The following is a 26,715-nucleotide window of genomic DNA, read 5'->3' on the forward strand; positions in this document are numbered from 1 at the left end:
AATGGCCCCTTTCTATTAGTTAAGTTTTGTGCGTAAAGCTGTAGCAAGTTGCTCAAATTCATCCCAGCTGTCCACTGAAACTCCTGACGCATTCGGATGACCACCGCCACCAAAATCTTGCGCAATATCATTAATAATCAATTGCCCTTTAGAACGTAATCGACATCTGATTTCATTACCTTCATCGACTGCAAATACCCATATTTTCAAGCCTTTGATGTCAGCAATTGTATTAACAAACTGAGATGCTTCATTTGGCTGAATACCGAATTGCTCCAATACATCTTCAGTTATTTTAACTTGGCAGAATCCATCATCCATAAGTTCGAAATGTTGTAAAACATAACCTTGAAACGGCAACATTTTTGGGTCCTTCTCCATCATTTTATTTAAAAGCGCATTATGATCAATATCATGCCCAATTAACTTTCCAGCAATTTCCATAGTATGTTCTGAGGTATTGTTAAAAAGGAATCGCCCAGTATCACCGACGATACCAAGATATAAAACGCTCGCGATATCTTTATTAACAATTGCTTCATCATTAAAATGTGAGATTAAATCGTAAATGATTTCACTTGTAGATGACGCGTTCGTATTAACTAAATTAATATCACCATACTGATCAACTGCAGGATGATGATCTATTTTAATAAGTTTACGACCTGTACTATAACGTTCATCGTCAATTCGTGGAGCATTGGCAGTATCACATACAATTACAAGCGCATCTTGATATGTTTTATCATCAATGTTATCTAACTCTCCAATAAAACTTAATGATGATTCCGCTTCACCCACTGCAAATACTTGCTTTTGCGGAAATTTCTGCTGAATATAGTATTTTAAACCAAGTTGTGAACCATATGCATCAGGATCTGGTCTAACATGTCTGTGTATAATAATTGTATCGTTGTCTTCGATACATTTCATAATTTCATTCAAAGTACTAATCATTTTCATACTCCCTTTTTTAGAAAAGTTGCTTAATTTAAGCATTAGTCTATATCAAAATATCTAAATTATAAAAATTGTTACTACCATATTAAACTATTTGCCCGTTTTAATTATTTAGATATATATATTTTCATACTATTTAGTTCAGGGGCCCCAACACAGAGAAATTGGACCCCTAATTTCTACAAACAATGCAAGTTGGGGTGGGGCCCCAACGTTTGTGCGAAATCTATCTTATGCCTATTTTCTCTGCTAAGTTCCTATACTTCGTCAAACATTTGGCATATCACGAGAGCGCTCGCTACTTTGTCGTTTTGACTATGCATGTTCACTTCTATTTTGGCGAAGTTTCTTCCGACGTCTAGTATGCCAAAGCGCACTGTTATATGTGATTCAATAGGTACTGTTTTAATATACACGATATTTAAGTTCTCTATCATGACATTACCTTTTTTAAATTTACGCATTTCATATTGTATTGTTTCTTCTATAATACTTACAAATGCCGCTTTACTTACTGTTCCGTAATGATTGATTAAAAGTGGTGAAACTTCTACTGTAATTCCATCTTGATTCATTGTTATATATTTGGCGATTTGATCGTTAATTGTTTCACCCATCTGAGGCTGTCTTCCTAAAAGTTGCATAGACTTTAAAACATCTTGTCTATTAATCACACCCACTGTCTTTTTATTACTCGAAACGACAGGAATCAATTCAATACCTTCCCAAATCATCATATGCGCACAACTTGCTACTGTACTCATAGCATTTACATAAATAGGATTTCGCGTCATCACTTTATCTATTTCGTCGTCGTCCTTTGTATTAATCATCTCTCGACTTGTTACAATACCTACTAATTTATACGACTCATTGACTACCGGAAATCTTGTATGGCCAGTTCGATTCGCCATACGCTTATAATCTGCTATTTTCATCGTATCAAACAGCACAGATAAATCATCTAATGGCGTCATTATATCTTGAACTATTAAGATATCTTTTCGTATTTTCTGATTAAAAAGTGCTTTGTTGATAATATTTGCAACTAGGAATGTATCATAACTTGATGATAGAACAGGTAAATCATGTTCATTCGCAAAATTAATAACTTTATTAGATGGCTTAAATCCACCAGTAATTAATATAGCCGTACCTCTTTTTAAAGCTTCAATCTGCACATCTTCACGATTTCCGACAATCAATAATGTCTTTGGACCAATATACTTTAAAATATCTTTGAGTTCCATTGCTCCAATTGCAAATTTAGATACCATCTTAGTGATACCTTTGTTGCCACCTAACACTTGGCCATCAATAATATTGACAATTTCATTAAAAGTTAAATGTTCAATTTCATTACGATTACGTTTTTCGATTCGAACCGTACCAACACGATCTATCGTTGCGACCATGCCCATTTTATCAGCATCTTTAATTGCACGATATGCTGTCCCTTCAGATACGTTTAAAAATTTAGCGATTTTACGCACCGAAATTTTAGAGCCTATAGATAACGATTCAATATAATCTAAAATTTGTTCATGTTTTGTCATTCTTTACCTCTTCTTTTCGAACAGTATTAACTACATTATAACTTTATTTTGGATAAAAAGCATTGAAGTGAAATGAAATAATGATCGTTTCACCTATTTTATTTTTTGAAAATATACAACAAACACAAAGATCACAAAATCTTTAATTTTAAATGGAAAAATCCATTATTATTTATTAGAATGTAAGTGAGGAGGGATGTACTAATGTATAAAAATATATTACTTGGTGTAGACACTCAGTTAAAAAATGAAAAAGCACTAAAAGAAGTGTCTAAATTAGCTGGCGAAGGTACAGTCGTAACAGTTTTAAACGCAATCAGCGAACAAGATGCTCAAGCATCAATTAAAGCAGGTGTTCATTTAAACAAACTTACTGAAGAACGAAGCAAGCGATTGGAAAAAACACGCAAAGCTTTAGAAGATTATGGTATTGATTATGACCAAATAATTGTTCGTGGTAATGCAAAAGAAGAACTATTAAAACATGCTAATAGCGGTAAATATGAAATTGTTGTTTTAAGTAACCGTAAAGCAGAAGACAAAAAGAAATTTGTACTTGGAAGTGTCAGCCACAAAGTAGCAAAACGTGCGACTATCCCTGTATTAATCGTTAAATAAAATTTTTATCCAGAATCACAAATAATCTTTCAATCATGATGCAGTCTCAAACGACTGAGTAAATACAAGAAACGATTATGACTGTGGTTCTGGATTTTTTATATCGTAGTAAATTTATAATCAATGTCTAATTGTATAAAACTAAAATTACGAGAGTAGGTCAGAAATGATAAAGAACCACTGATGTCCCCCGTCCACGTCGTAACTGAATCAGTAGAATATAAAAACACCCACTAAAAATATGCAGACGATAACTTCCACATAGATTAGCGAGGTGTTTTTTAGTGTAAAATCTATATTCTATTTAAAACTGAACAGATTCACCTGGTTTTAAAATTTGCACGTCCCCTACATTAACAGCATCTTTAAATTGTTGTGGATCTTGTTCGATTAATGGGAATGTATCATAATGAATCGGTACAGAAATTTTTGGTTTAATAAATTCATTAATAGCATAACTTGCATCATCAATACCCATCGTAAAATTATCTCCAATTGGTACAAAACATACATCAACTGGATGACGTTTCGCAATAAGTGACATGTCACTAAACAGACCTGTATCACCAGTATGATAAATTGTTTTTCCTTCAACTTCAAACACGATACCCATTGGCATACCTAAATAAACTGGAATACCATTTTCATGTGTAAAACTTGAACTATGAAATGCTTGAACAAATTTAACGCTTCCGAAATCAAAGTTTGCTTTACCACCAATATTCATACCATGAACATTTTCAACACCGTGATATGAAGAAAGATAGTCAGCCATTTCTGCACTTCCAATTACTGTTGCTCCTGTTTTCTTTGCTAGTTCCACAACATCACCAAAATGATCAAAATGACCGTGCGTTAAAACGATATAGTCTACCTGCACTGTTTCAATATTCAAATCACACTTAGGGTTATTTGAAATAAACGGATCTACGATAACCTTTTTGTTGTTCCCTTCTAAATAAATCGTTGATTGACCATGAAATGATAACTTCATTTGAGCATCCTCCTATCAATTACTATATAAATTTAGTACCCTTTTGCCACTTAATTATAACAAATTCTCAAATTTTAAAAATTGAAAATCTAGTTAATGTATTAGCTCGATTTTGAAATCTAATAATAATTGGCATAAAATGGAAGTAATATTATGTTGAGGAGTGTTTATAAAATGACAAAAATATCAAAAATAATAGACGAATTGAACAATCAACAAGCTGATGCAGCATGGATTACAACACCGTTGAATGTATATTATTTTACTGGATACCGTAGCGAACCCCATGAAAGATTATTTGCATTATTGATTAAGAAAGATGGTAAACAAGTACTATTTTGTCCAAAAATGGAAGTCGAAGAAGTCAAAGCATCACCTTTCACAGGTGAAATCGTTGGATATTTAGACACTGAAAACCCTTTTTCACTTTATCCTCAAACAATCAATAAATTACTAATTGAAAGCGAGCACTTAACAGTAGCACGCCAAAAACAATTAATCTCTGGTTTCAATGTCAATTCATTCGGAGATGTTGATTTAACAATCAAACAATTGAGAAATATTAAATCCGAAGATGAAATTAGCAAAATACGTAAAGCTGCTGAGTTAGCAGATAAGTGTATCGAAATAGGTGTTTCTTATTTAAAAGAAGGTGTGACTGAATGTGAAGTAGTCAACCATATTGAGCAAACTATCAAACAATATGGCGTCAATGAAATGAGTTTTGATACGATGGTTTTATTTGGAGATCATGCCGCATCACCTCATGGCACACCAGGAGATCGCAGATTAAAAAGCAATGAATATGTACTATTTGATTTAGGTGTAATTTATGAGCATTATTGTAGCGATATGACACGTACTATTAAATTTGGTGAACCTAGCAAAGAAGCACAAGAAATTTATAATATTGTATTAGAAGCAGAAACATCTGCAATCCAAGCAATTAAACCTGGAATACCATTAAAAGATATCGATCATATCGCTAGAAATATTATTTCAGAAAAAGGTTATGGTGAATATTTCCCTCATCGCTTAGGTCATGGCCTAGGATTACAAGAACATGAATATCAAGATGTTTCAAGTACTAATTCTAATTTGTTAGAAGCTGGCATGGTTATTACAATCGAACCAGGTATTTATGTACCTGGTGTTGCAGGTGTAAGAATTGAAGATGACATACTTGTCACTAATGAAGGATATGAAGTATTAACACATTACGAAAAATAAGGAGTGGGATAAAAATGAAAAGCTTGTTACAAGCGCATTCTCATTCAGTCAAACACTGCCAATATAACATTGTAGCGCCTAAGACATAAATTTTTATCCAAGTCTAAATGCAATATGTAACAAACAAGCTAGAAACACATATGCAGGTATGTTCATCAGTAACATGTAATGAATCAAATCAATATCATTCATGTTCGATGATTTCTTCGCATTGTTTCTAGCTTTAATTTATCATTATTTAATTTTAATAACCAAGGAGATGATAACGTCATTCTTTAGTACGCTGTAATCCATTCCCTTTTCATCAAATTCAAATTATAATTGTAATGCTTCTTCTACAGATTTATATTCCATTTCAAATGCCTCTGCAACGCCTTTATTGGTTACGTGACCTTTGTAAGTATTTAAACCTAATGATAATGGTTGATTTGATTTAAATGCTTCTCTATACCCTTTATTAGCTAGCATGAGCGCATAAGGTAGCGTAGCATTATTTAAAGCTAACGTCGAAGTACGCGGTACTGCACCTGGCATATTTGCAACTGCATAATGAACCACACCATGCTTAATATATGTAGGATCATCATGTGTCGTAATTTTATCAGTTGTTTCAAAAATACCGCCTTGATCAATAGCAATGTCAATAATAACTGACCCATTTTTCATTTGTTTAATCATGTCTTCTGTTACAAGTCTTGGCGCTTTAGCACCTGGAATTAAAACTGCACCTATTACTAAATCACTTTGTTTAACATACAACTCAATATTCAACGGATTTGACATAATTGTATGTACACGTCCACCGAATAAATCATCTAATTGTTGTAAACGCTTTGGATTAACATCTAAAATCGTAACATCTGCACCTAGTCCTAGTGCAATTTTAGCTGCATTTGTTCCTGCTTGACCACCACCGATAATAGTTACTTTACCCTTAGGTACTCCTGGGACACCACCTAGTAGAATTCCCATACCACCATTAAGTTTTTGTAGGAACTCTGCGCCAACTTGAGCTGACATTCTTCCTGCTACCTCACTCATTGGTGATAACAATGGTAAAGATCGGTCTGGTAACTGCACAGTCTCATATGCAATACTAATTACTTTTCTATCTATCAAAGCTTGTGTTAATTTTTCTTCATTTGCTAAATGAAGATAAGTGAATAATACAAGCCCTTCTTTAAAATATGGATATTCAGATTCAAGTGGTTCTTTAACTTTAATAACCATATCCACATCCCAAACTTTTGCTTGTTCAGCAACAATCTCAGCACCTGCTTCTTTGTAATCTACATCTTCAAAGAATGATCCTGAACCCGCATTTGTTTCCACTAAAACAGTATGCCCACTTTCTACTAAAGCGTGCACACCACTTGGTGATAAACCAACACGATTTTCATTATTTTTAATCTCCCTTGGTATACCAATTTTCATACCATCCACCTCCATAATCATCTTAACGCGAACATTTTGAAAGCGCAATCAAAAATCCACAAAATTGTAAAGGTTATTACACTGACTTTTCCGAAAATTGTGGTAAAATATAATTAAGAAAGAACAAGGAGGCACTTACTATGATTACTTACAAAAATATTTTAATCGCAGTTGACGGTTCACATGAAGCGGAATGGGCATTTAACAGAGCAGTTGGTGTTGCTAAACGTAACGATGCGAAGTTAACAATTGTGAATGTAATTGATTCAAGAACGTATTCTTCTTATGAAGTTTATGATGCTCAATTTACTGAAAAATCTAAGCATTTTGCAGAAGAATTATTAAATGGTTATAAAGAAGTAGCTACTAACGCTGGTGTTAAAGATGTAGAAACGCGTCTAGAGTTTGGCTCTCCTAAATCTATCATTCCTAAAAAGCTTGCACATGAAATTAATGCAGACTTGATTATGAGTGGTACATCAGGCTTAAATGCCGTGGAAAGATTTATTGTTGGTTCTGTATCAGAATCTATCGTTCGTCATGCGCCATGTGACGTGTTAGTTGTTCGTACTGAAGAGTTACCAGCAGACTTCCAACCACAAGTTGCAACAACTCAATTACGTGAAAAATATCAAAATTAAATATAGATGATCATTAGATAACTACTTGATCATTATGAACCAAGTGCAACTTTCTGCACTTGGTTTTTTATTGTTTATAAATAAAACTCACTTAATAATGTTTTCATAATCTTCTTCGACTACTTAATTCTTTAAGATATTCGTGAAAAGAGACATTACACTAGTTAATTTTCAAACAATACAAAAAGCGTCTACCTCCTACATATAATTGTAGCGGAGATAGACGCTTAATATTTATTTAAAAATTATTTTAAACCACCGAATGTCATAACATCACGGGCAATCATACTTTCTTCATCTGTTGGAATAACGACAACTTTAACTGGTGAATGAGGATAGTTAATAAATCCTTCTTTACCACGTAGTAAGTTTTCATTTTTCTTAGGATCCCAGTAAACACCCATAAATTCTAAGCCTTCAAGAACTTTCGCACGAATTTCTACTGAGTTTTCACCGATACCTGCTGTAAATACGATAACATCAACACCATGCATTCTCGCAGCATATGATCCAATATATTTGTGAATTTTAGAAGCAAATACATCTAAAGCCATTTGTGAACGTGCTTTACCTGATTCAGCTTCTTCTGATAAGTCACGTAAATCACTAGATGTACCTGATAATCCTAATAAACCTGATTCTTTGTTTAAGATTTCCAATACTTGTTCAGCAGTTTTACCTGTTTTTTCCATAATAAATGGAATTAAAGCAGGGTCAATATTACCAGAACGAGTACCCATTGTTACACCAGCAAGTGGTGTGAAGCCCATTGATGTATCAATAGATTTACCGCCATCGATAGCTGCAATTGATGCTCCATTACCAATGTGACATGAAATAATACGTAAATCTTCAATTGGCTTATCTAACATTTCTGCCGCTCTTTGTGATACAAATTTATGGCTTGTACCATGGAAACCATACTTACGAATGCCATAATCTTTATAATAATGATATGGCAAGCTATATAGATATGCTTTTTCAGGCATTGTTTGATGGAATGCTGTATCAAAAATTGCCACATGAGGGATATTTGGTAATAATTTACGGAAAGCACGAATACCCATCAAGTTAGCTGGGTTGTGAAGCGGTGCTAATTCGCTTAATTCTTCAATTTCCTTTTCAACCTCATCAGTAATAGCTACTGATTCAGGGAATTTTTCACCACCATGTACAACACGGTGACCTGTTCCATCGATATCGTTAATATCATTAATAATATTGTGTGCTTTAAAAGCATCCAACATGATATCAACTGCCTCAACGTGATCCTTGATATCTTGTACTGTTTTAACTTTTTCCCCGTTGACTTCAATTGTAAAAATTGAATCCTTCAATCCGATTCTTTCTACTAAACCTTTTGTTACTAATTCCTCTTCAGGCATTCTAATTAATTGAAATTTTAATGATGAACTACCAGCATTGATAGCCAAGATTAATTTTGACATAAGTAATGATCCTCCATCGTTTGCTTTTTATACTATTTCATTTTTCATTTTATCATTCATACAGTTTTATGACTATACTATTACAGATTATTTTTTAGGACGATTTGTGTCCATCCACTGATTTAACTCTGTCATAAATCCTTGAAATTGTGAAGGAATTTTGAAATCAGGAATATTTGCCAATAATACTTCAACTGGCTTTGTTTCACCCGATTTTTTCTTTTGTAAAATTAATATAGATTTTCGCGCTTTTTCATTTTTAAATAAAGTTGGTGGTAAATTTAAAAATGCTTGCATCTCTGTCTCTGTTGCAATATATTTTTCAAGCTGTTTTACATGTTCACCTGTAAAAATATTACTTGGTACCACTAGAAAGGCATATCCAGCATCTTTTAATGCATTTATTGCTTGTTCTATTAATAAATAATGTGAATAACTATGTCCTTCTTCAAAACCTAGCTTAAACTCCTTACTTCTTTCATCAATTGGATAATAGCCTACTGGAAAATCACCAATAACGATATCTGCTTCTTCTAATGGTAGTGGCATGATGGCATCTTGAGGATACACATCGAAAGGAATTTCTAAGAAGTTTGCTAAATGTACACTAACACGTGATAAAACTGGATCAACTTCAATTAAATGATGCATAACCGCAATTTCAGGTAACACTTCTTTTACAGTAGCACTTAAATGACCGGCACCACTTGCAATATCAACAATATGTAATTCTTCTTGGTTGTTCATAAAACGCTCAACTAAAAATCCTAGTATCAATCCAATTGAATCTGGTGTAATTTGATGATTTGCTTGTATCTTTTCTTCCTGCATTAAACTTAAATATGCAAATTGGAATGCTTTACGTCGATCTTGTAACGTCGATTGTTCTAACAATCCTCTTTCATTGGTATATACTTGTTCCATTGCTAGCCCAAGATTTTCAATAAAACTTTGGCCATTTTCATTATTTAATGTTTTAGCTTTTTCATCTAATGTATGAAACAAGCGTTCCATAATTGTTTGTTGTTCTGCCATATTCGTCCCTCTCCAATAAAAAGTGCCCATAGGTCTTAGCAATCATAGAAAACAATTCTATTTTAATGCTGTTGACAACGATGGACACGATGTATACATTTTAAGATTTATCTCTTTAATGATTAAATATTTTTGTATGCAGCTAAAGCAGCATCAAAATCTGGGAAATCAGTACCTTCACTAACGATTTCTTTATAAACAACTTTATTATCTGCATCTAATACAAATACTGCACGAGCTAATAAGCGAAGTTCTTCCATAACAACGCCATAGTTTTCACCAAATGATAAGTCACGGTGGTCACTTAATGTAATGACATTGTCTAAACCTGCTGAAGCGCACCATCTTTTTTGTGCGAATGGTAAGTCTGCTGAAATTGTAAGCACAATCCCCTCTTCTTTAGAAGCATCAGAGTTGAATTTGCGAGTCTGCTGATCACAAACACCTGTATCAATTGATGGTACCACACTAATTAATTTCTTTTTACCAGCATAATCTGCTAATGTTACTTGATTTAAGTCATTATCTAACACTGTAAAATCAGGTGCAAAATCACCTTCATTAATTTGTTGACCTTTTAAGTGGATTGGTCCACCTTTGAATGTTATTTCAGTCATATACTTGACCTCCTGCATTTTAAAATTCTAACTACATCATACGACAATTTATGGTTTGATTACAATTTTCATGCTTTAATCAAAAGCAAATTTAATTTTATACAAATTGTTGAATATAATCAAAAGCATTTTTTAAAATTAAAATAGCAGTAATAATAATAAATAATACTTTTACATAATCTACTTGTCCTAATACCATAAATAATACAAGCGCACCTATATTAGAAGCAAAGTTCAAAACTTTAGCATTTCCTGCTGCACTTAAAAAATCAAAACCAAAGACTAACAATACAAAAAGCATAAATGAACCTGTTCCCCCACCTACAAATCCATCATAAAAGCCGATTAATATAAAAAGTGCTGCAAATATTATGGCTTTCTTAAATGTAAATTGAGTAAACGTGCGTGTATTGCCCCAATCTTTTTTAAGTAATGTGAATATAAACACCGACGAAAGTGCAATGATGATTAAAGGTTTCAATATTTGTGACGGAACCATCGTTGCAATATATGCGCCACATGCAGATGCCAAAAATACAAAACCAAATAATTTGGCAACAACATATAAGTCCACTTTACCGGACCTTATAAACTTTATCGTACTAGTTAAAGAACCAAACGAACTTGCCAATTTATTTGTACCTAAAGCCACAGATGGTGGTAGACCGATTGCTAATAATGCTGGCGTAGAAATTAAACCGCCACCCCCTACAACCGAATCTATAAACGCCGCGATAAAACCAAATAAAATTATGATTATAATCATCGTTAAGTTCAAATCCATAGTTTAACATCCCCTTATGTTTAAATTTACTCTAGGATTTTATTTATAAAAAGTCGTTTATTAATTGGTTTGTTTGCTGTTCTTTAATAGTTTTATAATCACTAGTTATTTCAAGTGTTTCAATATTTTCAACAGCACGATTAATCATCTCTTCAAAATCAAAGACACTTTCATATTGGACTACCTTATCAAAGTTTGGTTCGGTTACTGGATTTTTAGGGGTGAAAATTGTACAACAATCTTCAAATGGTTGAATAGATGTTTCAAATGTACCAATTTCTTTCGATTTAATAATAATTTCTTCTTTATCGTAAGTTAATAAAGGACGTAATACAGGAGTAGAAGTTACATTATTAATTGCATACATGCTATGAAGTGTTTGACTGGCTACCTGCCCTAGGTTTTCACCATTTACAATAGCTAAAGCCCCTATTTGATGTACTAATTTATCAGCAACACGCATCATCATACGTCTCGTTGAAGTCATTGTATATCTTGGATGTACAACTTTATTTACCTGTTTTTGCAATTCTGTAAATGGTACAATATGCAATTTAATTGGTCCAACACGTTCAGCTAAAATACGTGTCAATTCAATAACTTTTTCTTTTGCTTGATCACTTGTAAATGGTGGACTATGGAAATGAATCGCTTCAATTGTTACGCCACGTCTCATCACTTCCATCCCAGCAACTGGTGAGTCTATACCGCCTGAAAGCATTAGTAACGTCTTACCACCAGTACCAACTGGTAATCCACCTGAACCCGGAACAACTTCTTCATACATATAAATTGCATCTAATCTAACTTCCACTCGAATTTCATGATCTGGACGTTTGACATTCACTGAAATATTGTCGAAGTGCTTCAATACTGCACCACCCAATTCACGCTGTAATTCATACGTATCCATTGGGAAATTTTTATCGGCACGCTTCACATCAATTTTAAATGTGCTGTTTTCTTCAAATTGCTGCGCAAATTTAATTGCCGCTGCACTTATTGCCTCTATTGTTTTTTCTACTTTTAATACTGGACTAATAGATTTAATACCGAAAATTTTTGATAATCGATATGTTATTTCATTTATATCTGCATGGTCTTCAAGTTCAATATACATACGATCTCGTTTGCCTTTAACGACAAACCCATCAAGTCCTTTTAATGACTTATTTACATTATTTCTTAATTGATTTACAAATTTCTTTCTATTTGAACCCTTTAATGTTAACTCCCCGTATCTAACAAGCAAGTGATCATACTTCATTATTTTAGCAACTCCTTAATTTCCTCATAAATGATGATAAATATTTCTTTAAACCTCGCTATATCTTCTTTAGTTGTAGTAGCCCCAAATGATAATCTTATACTACCTTCAATAGATTTGTCTGATAATCCCATTGCAGCCAATACTTCATTTAATTTATTACGTTTAGATGAACAAGCACTTGTCGTAGATATCATAATGTCATATTTTGAAAAAGCATTAACTAATACTTCACCTTTTACGCCAGGAAAACTAATATTTAAAACGAATGGTGAACCTGAAGTTGAAGAATTAATATAAACTCCATGATATTTATTTAAAAATTGACGGACGTCATTATTTAACTCAGTAACAAATGCATTCAATGCTTCAAAGTTTTCATTAGCTATCTTCATCGCTTTAACCATTGCAATATCATTTGGCAAATTAACTGTTCCACTTCTAACGCCATATTCTTGACCACCACCATGGACAGTTGGTTCAACATTTTGAATGTGATTTACAAGTAAGACGCCTTGTCCTTTTAAACCATTAAACTTGTGTCCACTTAAACTAATACTATCTATGTTATTGAGATCCATTGAAATTTTGCCGAATGCTTGAACCGCATCTACATGAAAATGTGCCTTAGGATAATTTTTTATAACTTTAGCCATTTGTGGAATAGGCTGTATTTGTCCAGTTACATTATTTACATACATACATGTTACTAAACCGACTTTGTCTGACATTAATTCTTTGAAGTGTTCTAAGTTAATACTGCCATCTTTCTTTACATCAACATATTTAACTTTAAATCCTTCGTGTGCTTCCAAATATCTTACAACCTCTAATACGGACGGATGCTCTAACACGGATGTAATTATTTCCTTCGCTGTATCAAATTTACGATAGGCAATACCTTTTAAAGCAAGATTATTGGATTCAGTTGCACCACTAGTGAATACAACATCATAATTTGTTTTTGAATTAATCATTGCATTAATTTGGGTTTTTGCTTGTTGTAGTAATTGATTTGCCTGCAAACCAGCTTTATGCGGACTATTCGGATTATAATACATTGATTGATTTACTTTTAAATAAGTATCTAACACTTCTTCAAATGCTTTCGTCGTTGCCGCATTATCTAGATATATCAAAATAAACACTTCTCTTTCATTAATCATCAATCGTTAAAATTGTTTTACTCAAGCATTATACTATTATCCGACAAAAAATAAAGGTTATAGCGCAAAATAATCTTATTTCTACTTATTAAATAAGAATTAGACTATTTCACTCTATTTAAACAGCTGTGTGATTATGCTTTTTTCACTACTTATATTAATTAAAACAACACATTTGATTACGTTTATCTTTAAACAATTGCTATTTATATTTATTGTCCCTTTCATTTATCCATATAAAAAAGAAGCTAGACAACGTATCGTTGGCTAACTTCAATTATTAAACTCATCAGTCCAATTTGACAGAGTGCTCATATTATTTAAGTATAACTACATACTAGTTTCTATTGCTTAATAACTTCTTCTTCAATATGTTTAGTAACACCTGGCTCAACACTTTCAAGAGCTTGCTCTGCAATTTCAATCGCACGCTTATAGCGATTATTTTTAAATAATCGTTCAGCTTCATTTAAGCTCTTATCAACATTGCTATAGTCCTTACGATATCTATTTCCATATTGAATTAATTTCTCTGCATAAACAGCATTAACAAGAACATCATTTGCTTCATCTTCAAATGTATTCATTTGAATCACAATTTTAGACACTTTATCTTTTAACTGTTTAACGTGTATTGGACGTTCACTAAATTGTTCGTTAACATCACGAACTTCATGATCAATTTCATTTTTCATGATGATAAACCTTTCAGGAACGCTTGTTAAGTTAGAAGCAAGTAATCGACGATACACTTCTTCTTTCTTCGATTGTACTCGTAGCAGATTGTCTTCTGCTTCTGCTTCATCTTCACGCAATTGAATCAGATGATTTTGTAGCTTTTCTTGTTTGTCATTAATAACTGTGACATGATCTTCTAAATATTGTAAATTATCCTGAACCTCGCTATATCGCACAGCAGATTTAGACATTTCTTTTAAAATATCATCATATACAGAAATTAAACTTTGAATTTCATTTTCAAATTGACGAACACTCTGAGCATCAGATTCATTTATATAGTAGTTTTCACGTACATATTCAATTTCTGTTTGCAATGTATAATTCATGTCTTTAGCTTTGAATAAGTTATCCGTAATGATATCTTTTGTTTCTTCGACATCATTTTTAGCTTTAACTTCATGTTCAATTAAATCATACATGTCATCTAACTTATCATTGATATTAGCTAGTTTATCATTAGCTTCTTCTAATTCTAAGCGGCTAATTAATGGTTCAACGAAACTAAGCTCTGTTTTTAAGCTTTGTAATGTACTGTCTACTTTCACGTGATCCAGATCATACCCTTCAACTTTAAGATCACGGCAACCATATTTTAAATCTTGGAATTGACCAGGTAATTCTTTTTGAGTTTCTCTAATTAATTCTGGTATTTCTTCCATATAAGATCTTAGCTGTTTCATTTGTTCATTCAAGGCAGCTATATGGTTGTGCGCTTGTACATAATTACCATCAGCTTTTAGTACTTCATATTGCTCTAACCTTGGCTCAAATTTTTCAATTTCAGTTTCAAGTAGACTTGCTGCCTCACCAAATTGATGACGATTTGCTAAAACATCACGTTTCATTTCACGATAATCAACCTTACATTTGTCATATAATTCATCATTATCTTTGTATAACGCAATAATTTCATTTACATCTTCTAATTGTTGCTGATAGCTTTGTTCGTAACTATCCATCAACTCATTTGCATCATCAATTTCACTTTGAGATGCGTTGAAACTAAATTTATCTAATAAAGCCTCAGCATTATGGATTTTTTCTTCCACAGGAGCTAGATACTTATTTGTACTTTCTACGTTGTCCTTTTTCATTGCATCGTATTTCGTTTTTGTTTCACCTTTTAAATTCAACTTAGATAATTGTGCAAGGTTTTGATCAAAAGGTAACGTCTCAATTTCATTTTTACGTTCGATTGCTTTTTCAATAATTTGTCGTTTATTTGAACGTAAATAGAATAATACACCTACAGCAATCAATATAATCACAATTATTGCCAAAATGATATATAACACCATATGCTTCTCCTCCTAATTTATCATTACTATTATAACGTAATTTTGCTTAAGGATAAATTATAAAATGAATTTATTGCCATAATATTTTCGAAATTCTATACTATTATAAAATCTATGAAAATAAGAGGTTTTAAATATGACAACAATTAACCCAACAAACTACACATTATTAAAGAAACAAGCAGCAAGCCTTATTGAAGATGAACATCACATGATTGCTATTTTAAGTAACATGTCTGCCTTATTAAATGATAATCTAGATCAAATTAATTGGGTTGGCTTTTACTTATTGGAACAAAATGAACTTATACTTGGACCTTTCCAAGGACACCCCGCTTGTGTCCACATTCCAATTGGAAAAGGTGTATGTGGTACAGCCGTTTCAGAACGTCGTACACAAATTGTAGCTGATGTTCATCAATTCGAAGGACATATCGCTTGTGATGCTAATAGTAAGTCTGAGATTGTCGTTCCAATTTTCAAAGATGATAAAATTATCGGCGTCTTAGATATCGATGCCCCTATAACGGATCGATTTGATGACAATGACAAAGAACATCTTGAAGCAATTGTTAAAATTATTGAAAAGCAACTCGCATAAAAGGACATCAGCATTTTCAATAAAGTGTTGACAGTTAGCAGGAAAATGTTACAATAATCTTTGTGTGAATTAACGAAAGTAGCAGTTGTATATTATTGAGCGCTATGTTGTTCCCAATGCGGACGTGTCACGTAACTGTCGCTATAAGGTGAAGACACATAAAACAATATATCTTAGTAAGCATGCAACACTCTTTTTTGTTTATTCATAACAACAAAAAAGAATTAAAGGAGGAGTCTTATTATGGCTCGATTCAGAGGTTCAAACTGGAAAAAATCTCGTCGTTTAGGTATCTCTTTAAGCGGTACTGGTAAAGAATTAGAAAAACGTCCTTACGCACCAGGACAACATGGTCCAAACCAACGTAAAAAATTATCAGAATATGGTTTACAATTACGTGAAAAACAAAAATTACGTTACTTATATGGAATGACTGAAAGACAATTCCGTAACACATTTGACATCGCTGGTAAAAAATTCGGTGTACACGGTGAAAACTTCATGATCTTATTAGCAAGTCGTTTAGACGCTGTTGTTTATTCATTAGGTTTAGCTCGTACTCGTCGTCAAGCACGTCAATTAGTTAACCACGGTCATATCTTAGTAGATGGTAAACGTGTTGATATTCCATCTTATTCTGTTAAACCTGGTCAAACAATTTCAGTTCGTGAAAAATCTCAAAAATTAAACATCATCGTTGAATCAGTTGAAATCAACAATTTCGTACCTGAGTACTTAAACTTTGATGCTGACAGCTTAACTGGTACTTTCGTACGTTTACCAGAACGTAGCGAATTACCTGCTGAAATTAACGAACAATTAATCGTTGAGTACTACTCAAGATAATACGTTCAATACAAACACCCACAATTGTGGGTGTTTTTTTTATTAATTTAAAAATGATAGATTCAAAATTATATGGAGCTACCCTATTTTACAATCAACTTAGAATTTACAAGTCTTATTTGTTTAATTATCTTTAGTATTTCATCATTAGTTTTTAAAATTATCAATTGCGATATACGAATCCTCATCCCTCTATCAAATTACCATTCATCGTCTCACTTAATAAATAATTTCGGATTATCTGTAATTAATCCATCTACACCCATTTGTCTTAATTTTTCTCCAGTTTTCAATTTATTAACTGTGTATGGCATAACCTGTAATTGATGATGATGTGCTTTATCAACAAATTTTCTGGTCACTAATGCATAATTAGGATTAACATAACTAGCAATTTGAGCAATTCTTGAAAAGTTTGGCTTTTTATACCAATAATTACGTTTACTACAAAGCACACCTAATTCATATATACTGCCCAATGTGTTTAACTTTTCGATGCATTCGATATCAAAAGATTGTATAACTACTTGTGTCGCATCGACTTTCTTTTCTTCCAAAAATGCCAGCAATTTACATTCTATTTCTGGATATAAATTCGGACTTTTCAATTCAATCAATAGCTTTTTATCATACTTTAAGCATAATGAAAGTACTTCATCTAACGTGGGTATTCGTTCTCCCTTAAAAGCAACATCTTTATAACTACCAAAATCAAATGATTTTAATTGCGATAATGTGTAATCAGCAATACGCCCCTTACCATCCGATGTTCTATCAATTGTTTCATCATGTATCACAACAAAATGTTGGTCTTTGGTCAAATGAACATCTATTTCTAACATAGCAACATTGAGCCCCATTACCTCTCGATAACCGACCATTGTATTTTCAGGAAAATCACTCGGCAATCCACGGTGCGAAACAATTTGTAATTCATCTTTCAGTTTATTCAGAGTCATTGATAAGTCACCTTTCTGTTAAACTTTGATAAACTATTCTAAAATTAAACTATCACAATTATATTGGAGGTTAAAGCAATTGCATCAACATGACTTTAAAGTCCAAACTTCTTGGCAAGGTGGTCGTAACAATGTCGGAAACGTTCAAGGCGACATACTTTCAGAGAATATTTCTATACCTGCTTCTTTAGGTGGTGTTGGTATAGGAACAAATCCCGATGAAATGTTAGTATCAGCCGCTTCATCATGTTATATCATCTCATTAGCAGCTACTCTTGAACGTGCAAAGTTCACAGATATTTCAATTGAACAACAATCGATTGGAACAGCTTGTTTAAATAACGGAAAATTCAGTATGTCAAAAATTGTGCACCATCCTCAAATTCAAATTCCAAGTGATCAAATAGCACAATTAGAAAAGCGATTACCAAAATTGATAACAATTGCAGATAATAATTGCATGATTTCAAATGCTGTAAGAAATAATGTGGACATAAAAATCTATCCCATCATTCAGGCCAAATAAAATCGTTAAGTGATAACGTTTGTTCGACAATATAGCGTTATCACTTTTTTAGGCTTTTAAATTTTCAGAAAATTTGCTAAAATAGTGAAATCTTATTTATAGGAGGCATATAAATGTATTATCATCAACCGTTGTTATTAACACCTGGCCCAACCCCTGTACCTGATGCCATTATGAGAGAAATTCAAGCACCTATGGTTGGTCATCGTTCTAAAGATTTTGAAGACATCGCACAACAAGCATTTCAAGGTCTAAAGCCAATATTTGGGAGTCAAAATGATGTACTTATTTTAACATCTAGCGGTACAAGCGTCTTGGAGGCTAGTATGTTGAACATTGTAAACCCTGAAGATCACTTCGTTGTCATTGTTTCAGGTGCCTTTGGTAACCGATTTAAACAAATTGCACAAACTTATTACAAAAATGTGCATATTTATGACGTAACATGGGGAGAAGCTGTAGATGTCAAAGATTTCATCAATTTCCTTTCAACTTTAAATGTTGAAGTTAAAGCAGTATTTAGTCAATATTGCGAAACATCTACGACAGTGCTACACCCTATTCACGAGTTAGGAAATGCCATTAATCAATTTAATAGTAATATTTATTTTGTAGTTGACGGCGTAAGTTGCATTGGTGCTGTTGATGTTGACATTAACAAAGATAAAATTGATGTACTTGTTTCTGGTAGTCAAAAAGCAATTATGTTACCTCCAGGATTAGCTTTTGTAGCTTATAGCCACCGTGCAAAAGAACATTTCAAAGAAGTAACTACGCCAAAATTTTATCTAGACTTAAATAAATACATTTCGTCACAAGCTGACAATTCTACACCGTTCACACCAAATGTGTCTTTATTTAGAGGTGTAAATGCATACGTTGAAACCGTAAAAGCAGAAGGTTTCAATCACGTAATAGCACGACACTATGCAATTAGAAATGCATTAAGAAGCGCCTTAAAAGCATTAGATTTAACTTTATTAGTCAATGATAAAGATGCATCTCCAACGGTTACAGCATTCAAACCTAATACAAATGATGAAGTGAAAATAATCAAAGATGAACTTAAAAATCGCTTTAAAATAACAATTGCTGGTGGTCAAGGCCATCTTAAAGGTCAAATTTTAAGAATTGGTCATATGGGGAAAATTAGTCCTTTCGATATTTTATCGGTAGTATCTGCTTTAGAAATTATTTTAACTGAACACCGTAAAGTTAACTATATCGGTAAAGGTATATCAAAATATATGGAGGTTATTCATGAAGCAATTTAATGTACTCGTTGCAGATCCCATATCAAAAGATGGTATCAAAGCATTATTAGATCACGAACAATTCAATGTAGATATTCAAACTGGCTTGTCCGAAGAAGCATTAATCAAAATTATACCTTCATACCATGCTTTAATCGTTCGTAGTCAAACTACGGTTACTGAAAATATCATAAATGCTGCTGATTCTTTAAAAGTAATCGCACGCGCCGGTGTTGGTGTAGATAATATTAATATTGATGCTGCAACATTAAAAGGTATTTTAGTTATTAATGCCCCAGATGGTAATACGATTTCAGCTACTGAACATACACTGGCAATGTTATTATCAATGGCACGAAATATTCCGCAAGCACACCAATCACTTACAAATAAAGAATGGAATCGAAATGCATTTAAAGGTACTGAGCTTTATCATAAAACATTAGGTGTCATTGGTGCTGGTAGAATTGGTTTAGGTGTTGCTAAACGTGCGCAAAGTTTCGGAATGAAAATACTAGCTTTTGACCCTTACTTAACGGATGAAAAAGCAAAATCTTTAAGCATTACGAAGGCAACAGTTGATGAGATTGCCCAACATTCTGATTTCGTTACATTACATACACCACTAACACCTAAAACAAAAGGCTTAATTAATGCTGTCTTTTTTGCCAAAACAAAACCTAGTTTGCAAATAATCAATGTGGCACGTGGTGGTATTATTGATGAAAAGGCGCTAATAAAAGCATTAGACGAAGGACAAATTAGTCGGGCAGCTATCGATGTGTTTGAACATGAACCTGCAACTGACTCGCCTCTTGTTGCACATGATAAAATTATTGTTACACCTCATTTGGGTGCTTCAACAGTCGAAGCTCAAGAAAAAGTGGCAATTTCTGTTTCAAATGAAATCATCGAAATTTTAATTGATGGTACTGTAACGCATGCAGTGAATGCACCTAAAATGGACTTAAGCAATATAGATGATACTGTAAAATCATTCATCAATTTAAGCCAAACAGTTGGTGAATTAGCTATTCAATTAATGTACAATGCACCAAGCTCTATTAAAATTACGTACGGTGGCGACTTAGCCTCTATTGATAGTAGTTTATTAACACGTACAATTATTACTCATATTTTAAAAGATGATCTTGGTCCTGAAGTCAATATTATCAATGCTCTAATGTTGTTAAATCAACAACAAGTGACATTAAATATTGAAAATAATAAAGCAGAGACAGGTTTTAGTAACTACTTAGAGGTAGAACTATCAAACGATAGCGATTCCGTTAAAGTTGGCGCTTCTGTCTTTACAGGTTTCGGTCCAAGAATTGTTAGAATTAATAATTTTTCTGTAGACTTAAAGCCAAATCAATATCAAATTGTGTCATATCATAATGATACTCCAGGTATGGTAGGAAAAACTGGCGCATTGTTAGGTAAATACAATATCAACATTGCATCTATGACTTTAGGTAGAACTGAAGCGGGCGGAGATGCGCTAATGATTTTATCCGTTGATCAACCTGTTTCAAACAATATAATTGATGAACTTAAACAAGTTGGTGAATACAATCAAATTTTCACAACTGAATTGACGGTACAGTCATAAACAATTTATGTAAATTCAAAATGCCAAGAAGACATTGGATTACTTCCATTGCTTCTTGGCATTTTTTCATTATTAATTTCATTGTAACTCAATATGAAACCTTTGGTTCAATCATTCACTACAAGTTATGCTGTCAAACAACAATCAAATTACAAATTATCTAGTACACCTCTAAGTTCACCTAAATGATTAATAACATAGTCGGCATGATGCGCTTCTAACTCACCTGCAGCATCCTTACCTTTTAAACCTGTTAATGTTCCAATAAACGTTGCACCTATTTTTTGAGCACTTAATAAGTCAGCTAACGAATCGCCTACTATAAATACGTCATCTTTATTTACAATGTTATCTTGCTTATTGATATAAGATTCATATTTATCGCGATTATTACCATATAAAGCTGCGATATAACTAAAAGGATTCGGCTTTCCTAATGGTCGTGCTTGCGGATACATATTCTCTGCTTCTAAAACATCACTTGCTGTTGCAATAAAATCAGCTTCAAAATATGGTAACAATCCTAAATTTTCAAATGGCACAACAGTCTCAGTATAAGGACGACCTGTTGCAATACCTAATTCGAAACCAGCACCTTTTAAATCATTCAGAAGTACCTTAACTTCATCTACTGGTCTCAAAATAATTTCTTGATAAATATAACCTGTCTTAAAAGTAGTTCGTGCTATTTTCTTTTCAACATCTTCATACAACTTCGATCCTAAATACCATTCTTGATAAACTTCTTGCGCTAACGTCCATAATGCACCCTTCAAACTAAATAAAGTAGCATCCGAAACATGTAACTCTGTTGTTGCAAACTCTTCCAAAGCAGCATAAATATTATTTTTACCAACTTTTACATTATCCAAAAATTGTAAAGGTAGTTGTTCATTTAAATTAAAACAGTCTGCTAAGTTTGTGCTTATATTTTGCAACTTCAATTCGACAGGCTCATCTTGATACATGAATGCCTCAATTTCATCATGTGATAACTTTTTCAAAATATCAATTAAATGAATACTAAAAACGATAAATAACATATCCCAATTTGAATTCAGCCCTAGCGATTTTAATTTGTTTAAAATCTTATCTTTTTGAAAAATTCGATTCCTAATGTCTTGTATATCGTTATCAGTCAAAGTTTCCCAATCTATATGTGAATGAAGACCTAAATAACACTTATCCATTAATAATTCATATACCGTTAATGCAGAGACATCGAAACAACGTTCTTCACTTAAAAAAACGCCATCAACATCAAATAAAATTTTCTTCACAATCCCCACTCCATTTCTGAAAATTCAGATATAAATCATTCTACTATTTGACTAAAAAAAGCGCAAACCCTATTGAAGTTAGATTTGCGCTTTAGCTGTTTAAATTTTATAAATGTTTTTCAATTTCATCAGCAACCTGCTGTACGTGTGTACCGACAATAACTTGAGTTGAATGTTTGCCATTAACAGTAACACCAACTGCACCGGCGTTTTTAATCTTCTGTTTATCAATAATAGATGTGTCTTTTAACTCTAGACGCAACCTTGTTGCACAATTGGTTAAATTAACAATATTCTCTTGACCGCCTAAACCTTCTAATATTTGTATAGCATGTTGATGATATTTACTTTGTTTAATATCATTTTCACCAGGAGCAATATTATCTTTTACAACTGTTGGGTCAACTAATTCATTTTCACCTCTACCAATCGTATTCAAGTTAAATACTTGGATTACTACACGGAAAATCACATAGTATAAGATGAAAAATACAACACCTTGAACAAGCAACATCAATGGATGATTTGATACTGGATTAATTAGTGATAACACATAATCTATCAAACCTGCACTAAATGAAAATCCAGCTGTCCAATGGAATGTAGCTGCGATAAATAAAGATAATCCTGTTAATAACGCATGAACAACATATAAGATTGGCACAACAAACATAAATGCAAACTCAATCGGCTCTGTAACACCAACGAAAAATGCTGCAACTGAACTCGCTAGGAACCAACCGTAAACTTGTTTTTTCTGAGTAGTTTTAGCTGTATGATACATTGCTAACGCAGCCGCTGGAATACCGAACATCATGATTGGGAAGAATCCCGCTTGATAGCGTCCTGTAATACCTTTTATAGCATCTTTGCCACTTTGGAATTTACCAATATCATTAATACCAATCGTATCAAACCAGAACACACTATTCAGTGCATGATGTAATCCTGTAGGAATTAATAATCTATTGGCAACACCATATATGAAAGCTCCAAACGATCCTAAACCGACTATAGATTCACCAAATTTTACAATCCATGAATAAAGTAGTGGCCATAAGAATAACAATATGACAACTAAAAATGTACAGTAAAATGCAGTCATAATTGGAACTAGACGTTTACCACTAAAAAATGATAATGCTAATGGTAATTCTGTTTCACTAAACTTATTGTATGCATAAGCTGCTATTAAACCTATTACAATACCAACAAAGACATTGCCATTATTCATCTTTTCAAAAGCTGAATTTATTTCCGAAGCTTTCATTCCTAATAAAGGCGCTAATTTCATTGGTGATAATACAACTGTAACTAAAAAATATCCTAACGTAGCTGCAAGCGCGACTGCACCATCATTTTTCTTTGCCATTCCTATAGCTACACCAATTGCAAATAAAATACCTAATTGCTCTAAAATCGTAGTACCTACCGTAGTAAAGAACATTGCGATTTTCGGCGTCGCATGAAGTGCATTTAACGTATTACCAATTCCGGCAATAATTGCTGCAGCCGGTAAAATGGCAACTGGTAACATTAACGAACGCCCTAAATTTTGGAAAAATTTATACATTGAATGTCATCCTTCTTAAAATAATGTAGAAATATAAAGATTACTAATGTAACTAGAATAACTACTTCGATACTCCGTTATAGTCACCTAGGCTTACTAACCAGCTATATTTCTACCTCAAGTTATTTTATAAACTTTTTACAATTTCATGCAATTCTTGTTGTAACTTTGCTGTTCGTGTTTCAATCTCTTTTGTAATATAATCGATACGCTCGTTTCGTTTTAAATCTTTAGGTAAATCGTTAATATCGATTGGTTTGCCAATATTTATGTATGCTTGTCCTGTTAAAAGACCGTGAATCTTACTAGGACCAACATAAGCAACAGGTAATATTGGTGACTTACTTAACATTGCAATTGTTGAAGCACCACGTTTCAAAGGTGCACCTTCTTGCGATGTGCGAGAACCTGTTGGGAAGATACCAACTGTCTTATTATCTTTCAACAAATTGATTGGGCGTTTTAAAGTACTAGGTCCTGGATTTTCACGATCTACAGGAAATGCATTTAAAGACGTTAAAAATTTACCAATCCATTTATTTTTGAATAATTCTTTTTTAGCCATATAATGAATTTGATTAGGATATAATGCCATACCTAGCATAATGACTTCGTTATAACTTTCATGCGTACAAGTTACGACATATTTACTATCCTTAGGAATATTATCTTTACCGATTACGTATAATGATTTTGACATTTTAACTAAAATGAAATTCAAAATCTTACTAATCACTGAATACATTGTGCCACCTACTTAACTTATTTGTTTATAACAACTAGATTTTATCACTATATTTTTACTAGAACAAGATAGTCTGAAAATACATCTAAAGTTGTATAGTGTATTACTAGCAATAATTATAAAAAAAAGACATAATTAAAGCATATATAAATCATATAATGGAGGTTAAGTATGTCAGATTTTAATCATACAGATCATTCTACAACAAACCATAGCCAAACACCTAGATACAGAAGACCTAAATTTCCATGGTTTAAAACAGTCATCGTTGCATTGATTGCTGGAATTATTGGTGCACTTCTAGTACTTGGTATAGGCAAAGTATTAAATAGTACAATTTTAAATAAAGATGGTTCAACTGTTCAGACAACAAATAATAAAGGTGGCAATCAATTAGACGGTCAAAGCAAGAAATTCGGTACCGTTCATGAAATGATAAAATCTGTCTCCCCTACAATTGTTGGAGTTATTAACATGCAAAAAGCATCAAGTGTAGACGACTTATTAAAAGGCAAATCATCTAAACCATCTGAAGCTGGAGTAGGTTCAGGTGTTATCTATCAAATAAACAACAATTCAGCTTATATCGTTACAAACAATCATGTTATTGATGGCGCAAATGAAATTAGAGTCCAATTACATAATAAAAAACAAGTTAAAGCGAAATTAGTTGGTAAAGATGCAGTAACTGATATTGCTGTACTTAAAATTGAAAATACAAAAGGTATTAAAGCGATTCAATTTGCCAACTCTTCAAAAGTACAAACTGGCGATAGCGTATTCGCAATGGGTAACCCATTAGGATTACAATTTGCTAACTCTGTAACATCTGGTATCATTTCAGCAAGCGAACGTACGATTGACGCTGAGACAACTGGTGGCAATACAAAAGTTAGCGTTCTTCAAACAGATGCTGCTATTAACCCAGGTAACTCAGGTGGCGCATTAGTAGATATTAATGGTAATTTAGTTGGTATTAACTCAATGAAAATTGCTGCGACACAAGTTGAAGGTATCGGGTTTGCTATTCCAAGTAATGAAGTTAAAGTAACAATTGAACAACTTGTAAAACATGGTAAAATTGACCGCCCTTCGATTGGTATTGGTTTAATTAATTTGAAAGATATTCCTGAAGAAGAGCGCGAGCAACTTCATACTGATAGAGAAGACGGTATTTATGTCGCCAAAGCTGATAGTGATATTGATCTTAAAAAAGGTGATATTATTACAGAAATTGATGGCAAGAAAATTAAAGATGATGTTGATTTAAGAAGCTATTTATATGAAAATAAAAAACCTGGTGAATCAGTCACTGTTACCGTTATCCGTGATGGTAAAACAAAAGAAGTTAAAGTGAAATTAAAACAACAAAAAGAACAACCAAAACGTCAAAGCCGATCAGAACGTCAATCACCTGGCCAAGGCGATAGAGATTTCTTTAGATAATTTACAGACAGAAAAGTACATTAAGAGCCTACTCATTACATTCTTAGGAATGAATATGAGTAGGCTCTAATTTATTTAGCTATGC

Annotated in this window: 27 protein-coding genes; 11 read left to right on the forward strand and 16 right to left on the reverse strand. The window is 32.9% G+C overall.

The genetic code is table 11. The features are described 5' to 3' along the window. Positions 1-15: 15 nt before the first annotated feature. Both pde2 and AA076_RS08645 read right to left on the reverse strand, forming a co-directional pair. Positions 16-957, reverse strand: coding sequence for a pApA hydrolase Pde2 (gene pde2, locus AA076_RS08640; protein ID WP_000626074.1), 942 nt, complete (start codon positions 955-957; stop codon positions 16-18). Between the two features lie 260 nt (positions 958-1,217). Continuing rightward, the gene (locus AA076_RS08645) at positions 1,218-2,516 is read right to left on the reverse strand and encodes a CBS domain-containing protein (protein ID WP_000160435.1); all 1,299 of its coding nucleotides are present in this window, start codon (positions 2,514-2,516) and stop codon (positions 1,218-1,220) included. A 204-nt stretch (positions 2,517-2,720) separates the two neighbouring features. On the opposite strand from AA076_RS08645, the gene AA076_RS08650 reads away from it, so the two are divergent. Further along, the gene (locus AA076_RS08650; RefSeq protein ID WP_000277602.1) at positions 2,721-3,134 is read left to right on the forward strand and encodes a universal stress protein; all 414 of its coding nucleotides are present in this window, start codon (positions 2,721-2,723) and stop codon (positions 3,132-3,134) included. A gap of 304 nt (positions 3,135-3,438) precedes the next feature. On the opposite strand, the gene AA076_RS08655 is transcribed toward AA076_RS08650, so the two are convergent. Continuing rightward, positions 3,439-4,128 (reverse strand): metal-dependent hydrolase, encoded by a 690-nt coding sequence (locus tag AA076_RS08655; RefSeq protein ID WP_000777188.1) that lies wholly within the window; start codon positions 4,126-4,128, stop codon positions 3,439-3,441. A gap of 174 nt (positions 4,129-4,302) precedes the next feature. On the opposite strand from AA076_RS08655, the gene AA076_RS08660 reads away from it, so the two are divergent. Beyond that, positions 4,303-5,358, forward strand: a complete 1,056-nt coding sequence (locus tag AA076_RS08660; protein ID WP_000161661.1) for a M24 family metallopeptidase — start codon at positions 4,303-4,305, stop codon at positions 5,356-5,358. A 93-nt stretch (positions 5,359-5,451) separates the two neighbouring features. Here the strand turns inward: AA076_RS08660 and AA076_RS15115 are convergent, their stop codons facing one another. Next, positions 5,452-5,550, reverse strand: a complete 99-nt coding sequence (locus AA076_RS15115; RefSeq protein WP_001789984.1) for a hypothetical protein — start codon at positions 5,548-5,550, stop codon at positions 5,452-5,454. 123 nt (positions 5,551-5,673) lie between these two features. Further along, on the reverse strand, positions 5,674-6,792 hold the full coding sequence (ald, locus tag AA076_RS08670; RefSeq protein WP_000689998.1) for an alanine dehydrogenase: 1,119 nt from the start codon (positions 6,790-6,792) through the stop codon (positions 5,674-5,676). A gap of 140 nt (positions 6,793-6,932) precedes the next feature. Between ald and AA076_RS08675 the strand changes: the two genes are divergently transcribed. Next, positions 6,933-7,433, forward strand: coding sequence for a universal stress protein (locus AA076_RS08675; protein WP_000634175.1), 501 nt, complete (start codon positions 6,933-6,935; stop codon positions 7,431-7,433). Between the two features lie 245 nt (positions 7,434-7,678). Here the strand turns inward: AA076_RS08675 and AA076_RS08680 are convergent, their stop codons facing one another. The 6 genes from AA076_RS08680 to AA076_RS08705 form a co-directional block, all read right to left on the reverse strand. Next, positions 7,679-8,881 (reverse strand): acetate kinase, encoded by a 1,203-nt coding sequence (locus tag AA076_RS08680; protein ID WP_000040069.1) that lies wholly within the window; start codon positions 8,879-8,881, stop codon positions 7,679-7,681. A gap of 87 nt (positions 8,882-8,968) precedes the next feature. Next, positions 8,969-9,916: a class I SAM-dependent methyltransferase gene (locus tag AA076_RS08685; protein ID WP_000840574.1), complete on the reverse strand. Its 948-nt coding sequence runs from the start codon at positions 9,914-9,916 to the stop codon at positions 8,969-8,971. 122 nt (positions 9,917-10,038) lie between these two features. Further along, a complete protein-coding gene (tpx, locus tag AA076_RS08690; protein WP_000136253.1) occupies positions 10,039-10,533 on the reverse strand; it encodes a thiol peroxidase in 495 nt (164 codons plus the stop codon). 97 nt (positions 10,534-10,630) lie between these two features. Beyond that, positions 10,631-11,317: a sulfite exporter TauE/SafE family protein gene (locus AA076_RS08695; RefSeq protein ID WP_001836271.1), complete on the reverse strand. Its 687-nt coding sequence runs from the start codon at positions 11,315-11,317 to the stop codon at positions 10,631-10,633. 43 nt (positions 11,318-11,360) lie between these two features. After that, on the reverse strand, positions 11,361-12,584 hold the full coding sequence (gene thiI, locus AA076_RS08700) for a tRNA uracil 4-sulfurtransferase ThiI (protein WP_000872653.1): 1,224 nt from the start codon (positions 12,582-12,584) through the stop codon (positions 11,361-11,363). Further along, a complete protein-coding gene (locus AA076_RS08705) occupies positions 12,584-13,732 on the reverse strand; it encodes a cysteine desulfurase family protein (protein WP_011447028.1) in 1,149 nt (382 codons plus the stop codon). The genes thiI and AA076_RS08705 overlap by 1 nt, the downstream gene beginning before the upstream one ends. Before the next feature lie 148 nt (positions 13,733-13,880). Between AA076_RS08705 and AA076_RS15120 the strand changes: the two genes are divergently transcribed. Continuing rightward, a complete protein-coding gene (locus AA076_RS15120; protein ID WP_001789981.1) occupies positions 13,881-14,021 on the forward strand; it encodes a hypothetical protein in 141 nt (46 codons plus the stop codon). Positions 14,022-14,094: 73 nt separating this feature from the next. Here AA076_RS15120 and ezrA read toward each other — a convergent pair whose 3' ends face one another. Beyond that, entirely contained in the window at positions 14,095-15,789 is a 1,695-nt protein-coding gene (ezrA, locus tag AA076_RS08715; RefSeq protein ID WP_000244865.1) for a septation ring formation regulator EzrA, read from the reverse strand. A 136-nt stretch (positions 15,790-15,925) separates the two neighbouring features. Here ezrA and AA076_RS08720 point away from each other — a divergent pair, with 136 nt between their 5' ends. Both AA076_RS08720 and rpsD read left to right on the forward strand, forming a co-directional pair. Next, positions 15,926-16,390 (forward strand): GAF domain-containing protein, encoded by a 465-nt coding sequence (locus AA076_RS08720; protein WP_000207845.1) that lies wholly within the window; start codon positions 15,926-15,928, stop codon positions 16,388-16,390. A 243-nt stretch (positions 16,391-16,633) separates the two neighbouring features. Then, on the forward strand, positions 16,634-17,236 hold the full coding sequence (gene rpsD, locus AA076_RS08725) for a 30S ribosomal protein S4 (RefSeq protein ID WP_000090512.1): 603 nt from the start codon (positions 16,634-16,636) through the stop codon (positions 17,234-17,236). A gap of 215 nt (positions 17,237-17,451) precedes the next feature. On the opposite strand, the gene AA076_RS08735 is transcribed toward rpsD, so the two are convergent. After that, the gene (locus AA076_RS08735) at positions 17,452-18,195 is read right to left on the reverse strand and encodes a glycerophosphodiester phosphodiesterase (protein WP_000174282.1); all 744 of its coding nucleotides are present in this window, start codon (positions 18,193-18,195) and stop codon (positions 17,452-17,454) included. A 79-nt stretch (positions 18,196-18,274) separates the two neighbouring features. On the opposite strand from AA076_RS08735, the gene AA076_RS08740 reads away from it, so the two are divergent. The 4 genes from AA076_RS08740 (at position 18,275) to AA076_RS15130 (ending at position 21,775) form a co-directional block, all read left to right on the forward strand. Next, positions 18,275-18,721, forward strand: coding sequence for an OsmC family protein (locus AA076_RS08740; protein ID WP_000553926.1), 447 nt, complete (start codon positions 18,275-18,277; stop codon positions 18,719-18,721). Positions 18,722-18,834: 113 nt separating this feature from the next. After that, positions 18,835-19,995 (forward strand): pyridoxal-phosphate-dependent aminotransferase family protein, encoded by a 1,161-nt coding sequence (locus AA076_RS08745; protein ID WP_000291415.1) that lies wholly within the window; start codon positions 18,835-18,837, stop codon positions 19,993-19,995. Beyond that, the gene (serA, locus tag AA076_RS08750; protein WP_001836272.1) at positions 19,982-21,586 is read left to right on the forward strand and encodes a phosphoglycerate dehydrogenase; all 1,605 of its coding nucleotides are present in this window, start codon (positions 19,982-19,984) and stop codon (positions 21,584-21,586) included. The genes AA076_RS08745 and serA overlap by 14 nt, the downstream gene beginning before the upstream one ends. 93 nt (positions 21,587-21,679) lie before the next feature. Further along, positions 21,680-21,775: a hypothetical protein gene (locus tag AA076_RS15130; RefSeq protein ID WP_001789986.1), complete on the forward strand. Its 96-nt coding sequence runs from the start codon at positions 21,680-21,682 to the stop codon at positions 21,773-21,775. Here the strand turns inward: AA076_RS15130 and AA076_RS08760 are convergent. The 3 genes from AA076_RS08760 to AA076_RS08770 form a co-directional block, all read right to left on the reverse strand. Then, entirely contained in the window at positions 21,736-22,866 is a 1,131-nt protein-coding gene (locus tag AA076_RS08760; protein WP_000721707.1) for an HAD family hydrolase, read from the reverse strand. The two genes, AA076_RS15130 and AA076_RS08760, sit on opposite strands and share 40 nt — an antisense overlap. A gap of 106 nt (positions 22,867-22,972) precedes the next feature. Further along, positions 22,973-24,439: an N-acetylglucosamine-specific PTS transporter subunit IIBC gene (gene nagE, locus AA076_RS08765; protein WP_000276370.1), complete on the reverse strand. Its 1,467-nt coding sequence runs from the start codon at positions 24,437-24,439 to the stop codon at positions 22,973-22,975. A gap of 127 nt (positions 24,440-24,566) precedes the next feature. Further along, on the reverse strand, positions 24,567-25,184 hold the full coding sequence (locus AA076_RS08770; RefSeq protein WP_001836273.1) for a lysophospholipid acyltransferase family protein: 618 nt from the start codon (positions 25,182-25,184) through the stop codon (positions 24,567-24,569). 171 nt (positions 25,185-25,355) lie between these two features. Between AA076_RS08770 and AA076_RS08775 the strand changes: the two genes are divergently transcribed. Then, the gene (locus tag AA076_RS08775; protein ID WP_001279338.1) at positions 25,356-26,630 is read left to right on the forward strand and encodes a S1C family serine protease; all 1,275 of its coding nucleotides are present in this window, start codon (positions 25,356-25,358) and stop codon (positions 26,628-26,630) included. Positions 26,631-26,715: the final 85 nt, after the last annotated feature.

The sequence above is a fragment of the Staphylococcus aureus genome (assembly GCF_001027105.1).
In the GTDB taxonomy this organism is placed as follows: domain Bacteria; phylum Bacillota; class Bacilli; order Staphylococcales; family Staphylococcaceae; genus Staphylococcus; species Staphylococcus aureus.

Coding starts and splice junctions, on each gene's coding strand:
- AA076_RS08695 (WP_001836271.1), bottom strand. CDS start 11,317: ATGGATTTGAACTTAACGATGATTATAATCATAATTTTATTTGGTTTT.
- AA076_RS08735 (WP_000174282.1), bottom strand. CDS start 18,195: ATGACTCTGAATAAACTGAAAGATGAATTACAAATTGTTTCGCACCGT.
- AA076_RS15130 (WP_001789986.1), top strand. CDS start 21,680: ATGAAACCTTTGGTTCAATCATTCACTACAAGTTATGCTGTCAAACAA.
- pde2 (WP_000626074.1), bottom strand. CDS start 957: ATGATTAGTACTTTGAATGAAATTATGAAATGTATCGAAGACAACGAT.
- thiI (WP_000872653.1), bottom strand. CDS start 12,584: ATGAAGTATGATCACTTGCTTGTTAGATACGGGGAGTTAACATTAAAG.
- AA076_RS08720 (WP_000207845.1), top strand. CDS start 15,926: ATGACAACAATTAACCCAACAAACTACACATTATTAAAGAAACAAGCA.
- tpx (WP_000136253.1), bottom strand. CDS start 10,533: ATGACTGAAATAACATTCAAAGGTGGACCAATCCACTTAAAAGGTCAA.
- nagE (WP_000276370.1), bottom strand. CDS start 24,439: ATGTATAAATTTTTCCAAAATTTAGGGCGTTCGTTAATGTTACCAGTT.
- serA (WP_001836272.1), top strand. CDS start 19,982: ATGAAGCAATTTAATGTACTCGTTGCAGATCCCATATCAAAAGATGGT.
- AA076_RS08680 (WP_000040069.1), bottom strand. CDS start 8,881: ATGTCAAAATTAATCTTGGCTATCAATGCTGGTAGTTCATCATTAAAA.
- AA076_RS08650 (WP_000277602.1), top strand. CDS start 2,721: ATGTATAAAAATATATTACTTGGTGTAGACACTCAGTTAAAAAATGAA.
- AA076_RS08645 (WP_000160435.1), bottom strand. CDS start 2,516: ATGACAAAACATGAACAAATTTTAGATTATATTGAATCGTTATCTATA.
- AA076_RS08655 (WP_000777188.1), bottom strand. CDS start 4,128: ATGAAGTTATCATTTCATGGTCAATCAACGATTTATTTAGAAGGGAAC.
- AA076_RS08660 (WP_000161661.1), top strand. CDS start 4,303: ATGACAAAAATATCAAAAATAATAGACGAATTGAACAATCAACAAGCT.
- ald (WP_000689998.1), bottom strand. CDS start 6,792: ATGAAAATTGGTATACCAAGGGAGATTAAAAATAATGAAAATCGTGTT.
- AA076_RS08775 (WP_001279338.1), top strand. CDS start 25,356: ATGTCAGATTTTAATCATACAGATCATTCTACAACAAACCATAGCCAA.
- AA076_RS08685 (WP_000840574.1), bottom strand. CDS start 9,916: ATGGCAGAACAACAAACAATTATGGAACGCTTGTTTCATACATTAGAT.
- AA076_RS15115 (WP_001789984.1), bottom strand. CDS start 5,550: ATGAATGATATTGATTTGATTCATTACATGTTACTGATGAACATACCT.
- ezrA (WP_000244865.1), bottom strand. CDS start 15,789: ATGGTGTTATATATCATTTTGGCAATAATTGTGATTATATTGATTGCT.
- rpsD (WP_000090512.1), top strand. CDS start 16,634: ATGGCTCGATTCAGAGGTTCAAACTGGAAAAAATCTCGTCGTTTAGGT.
- AA076_RS08675 (WP_000634175.1), top strand. CDS start 6,933: ATGATTACTTACAAAAATATTTTAATCGCAGTTGACGGTTCACATGAA.
- AA076_RS08745 (WP_000291415.1), top strand. CDS start 18,835: ATGTATTATCATCAACCGTTGTTATTAACACCTGGCCCAACCCCTGTA.
- AA076_RS08770 (WP_001836273.1), bottom strand. CDS start 25,184: ATGTATTCAGTGATTAGTAAGATTTTGAATTTCATTTTAGTTAAAATG.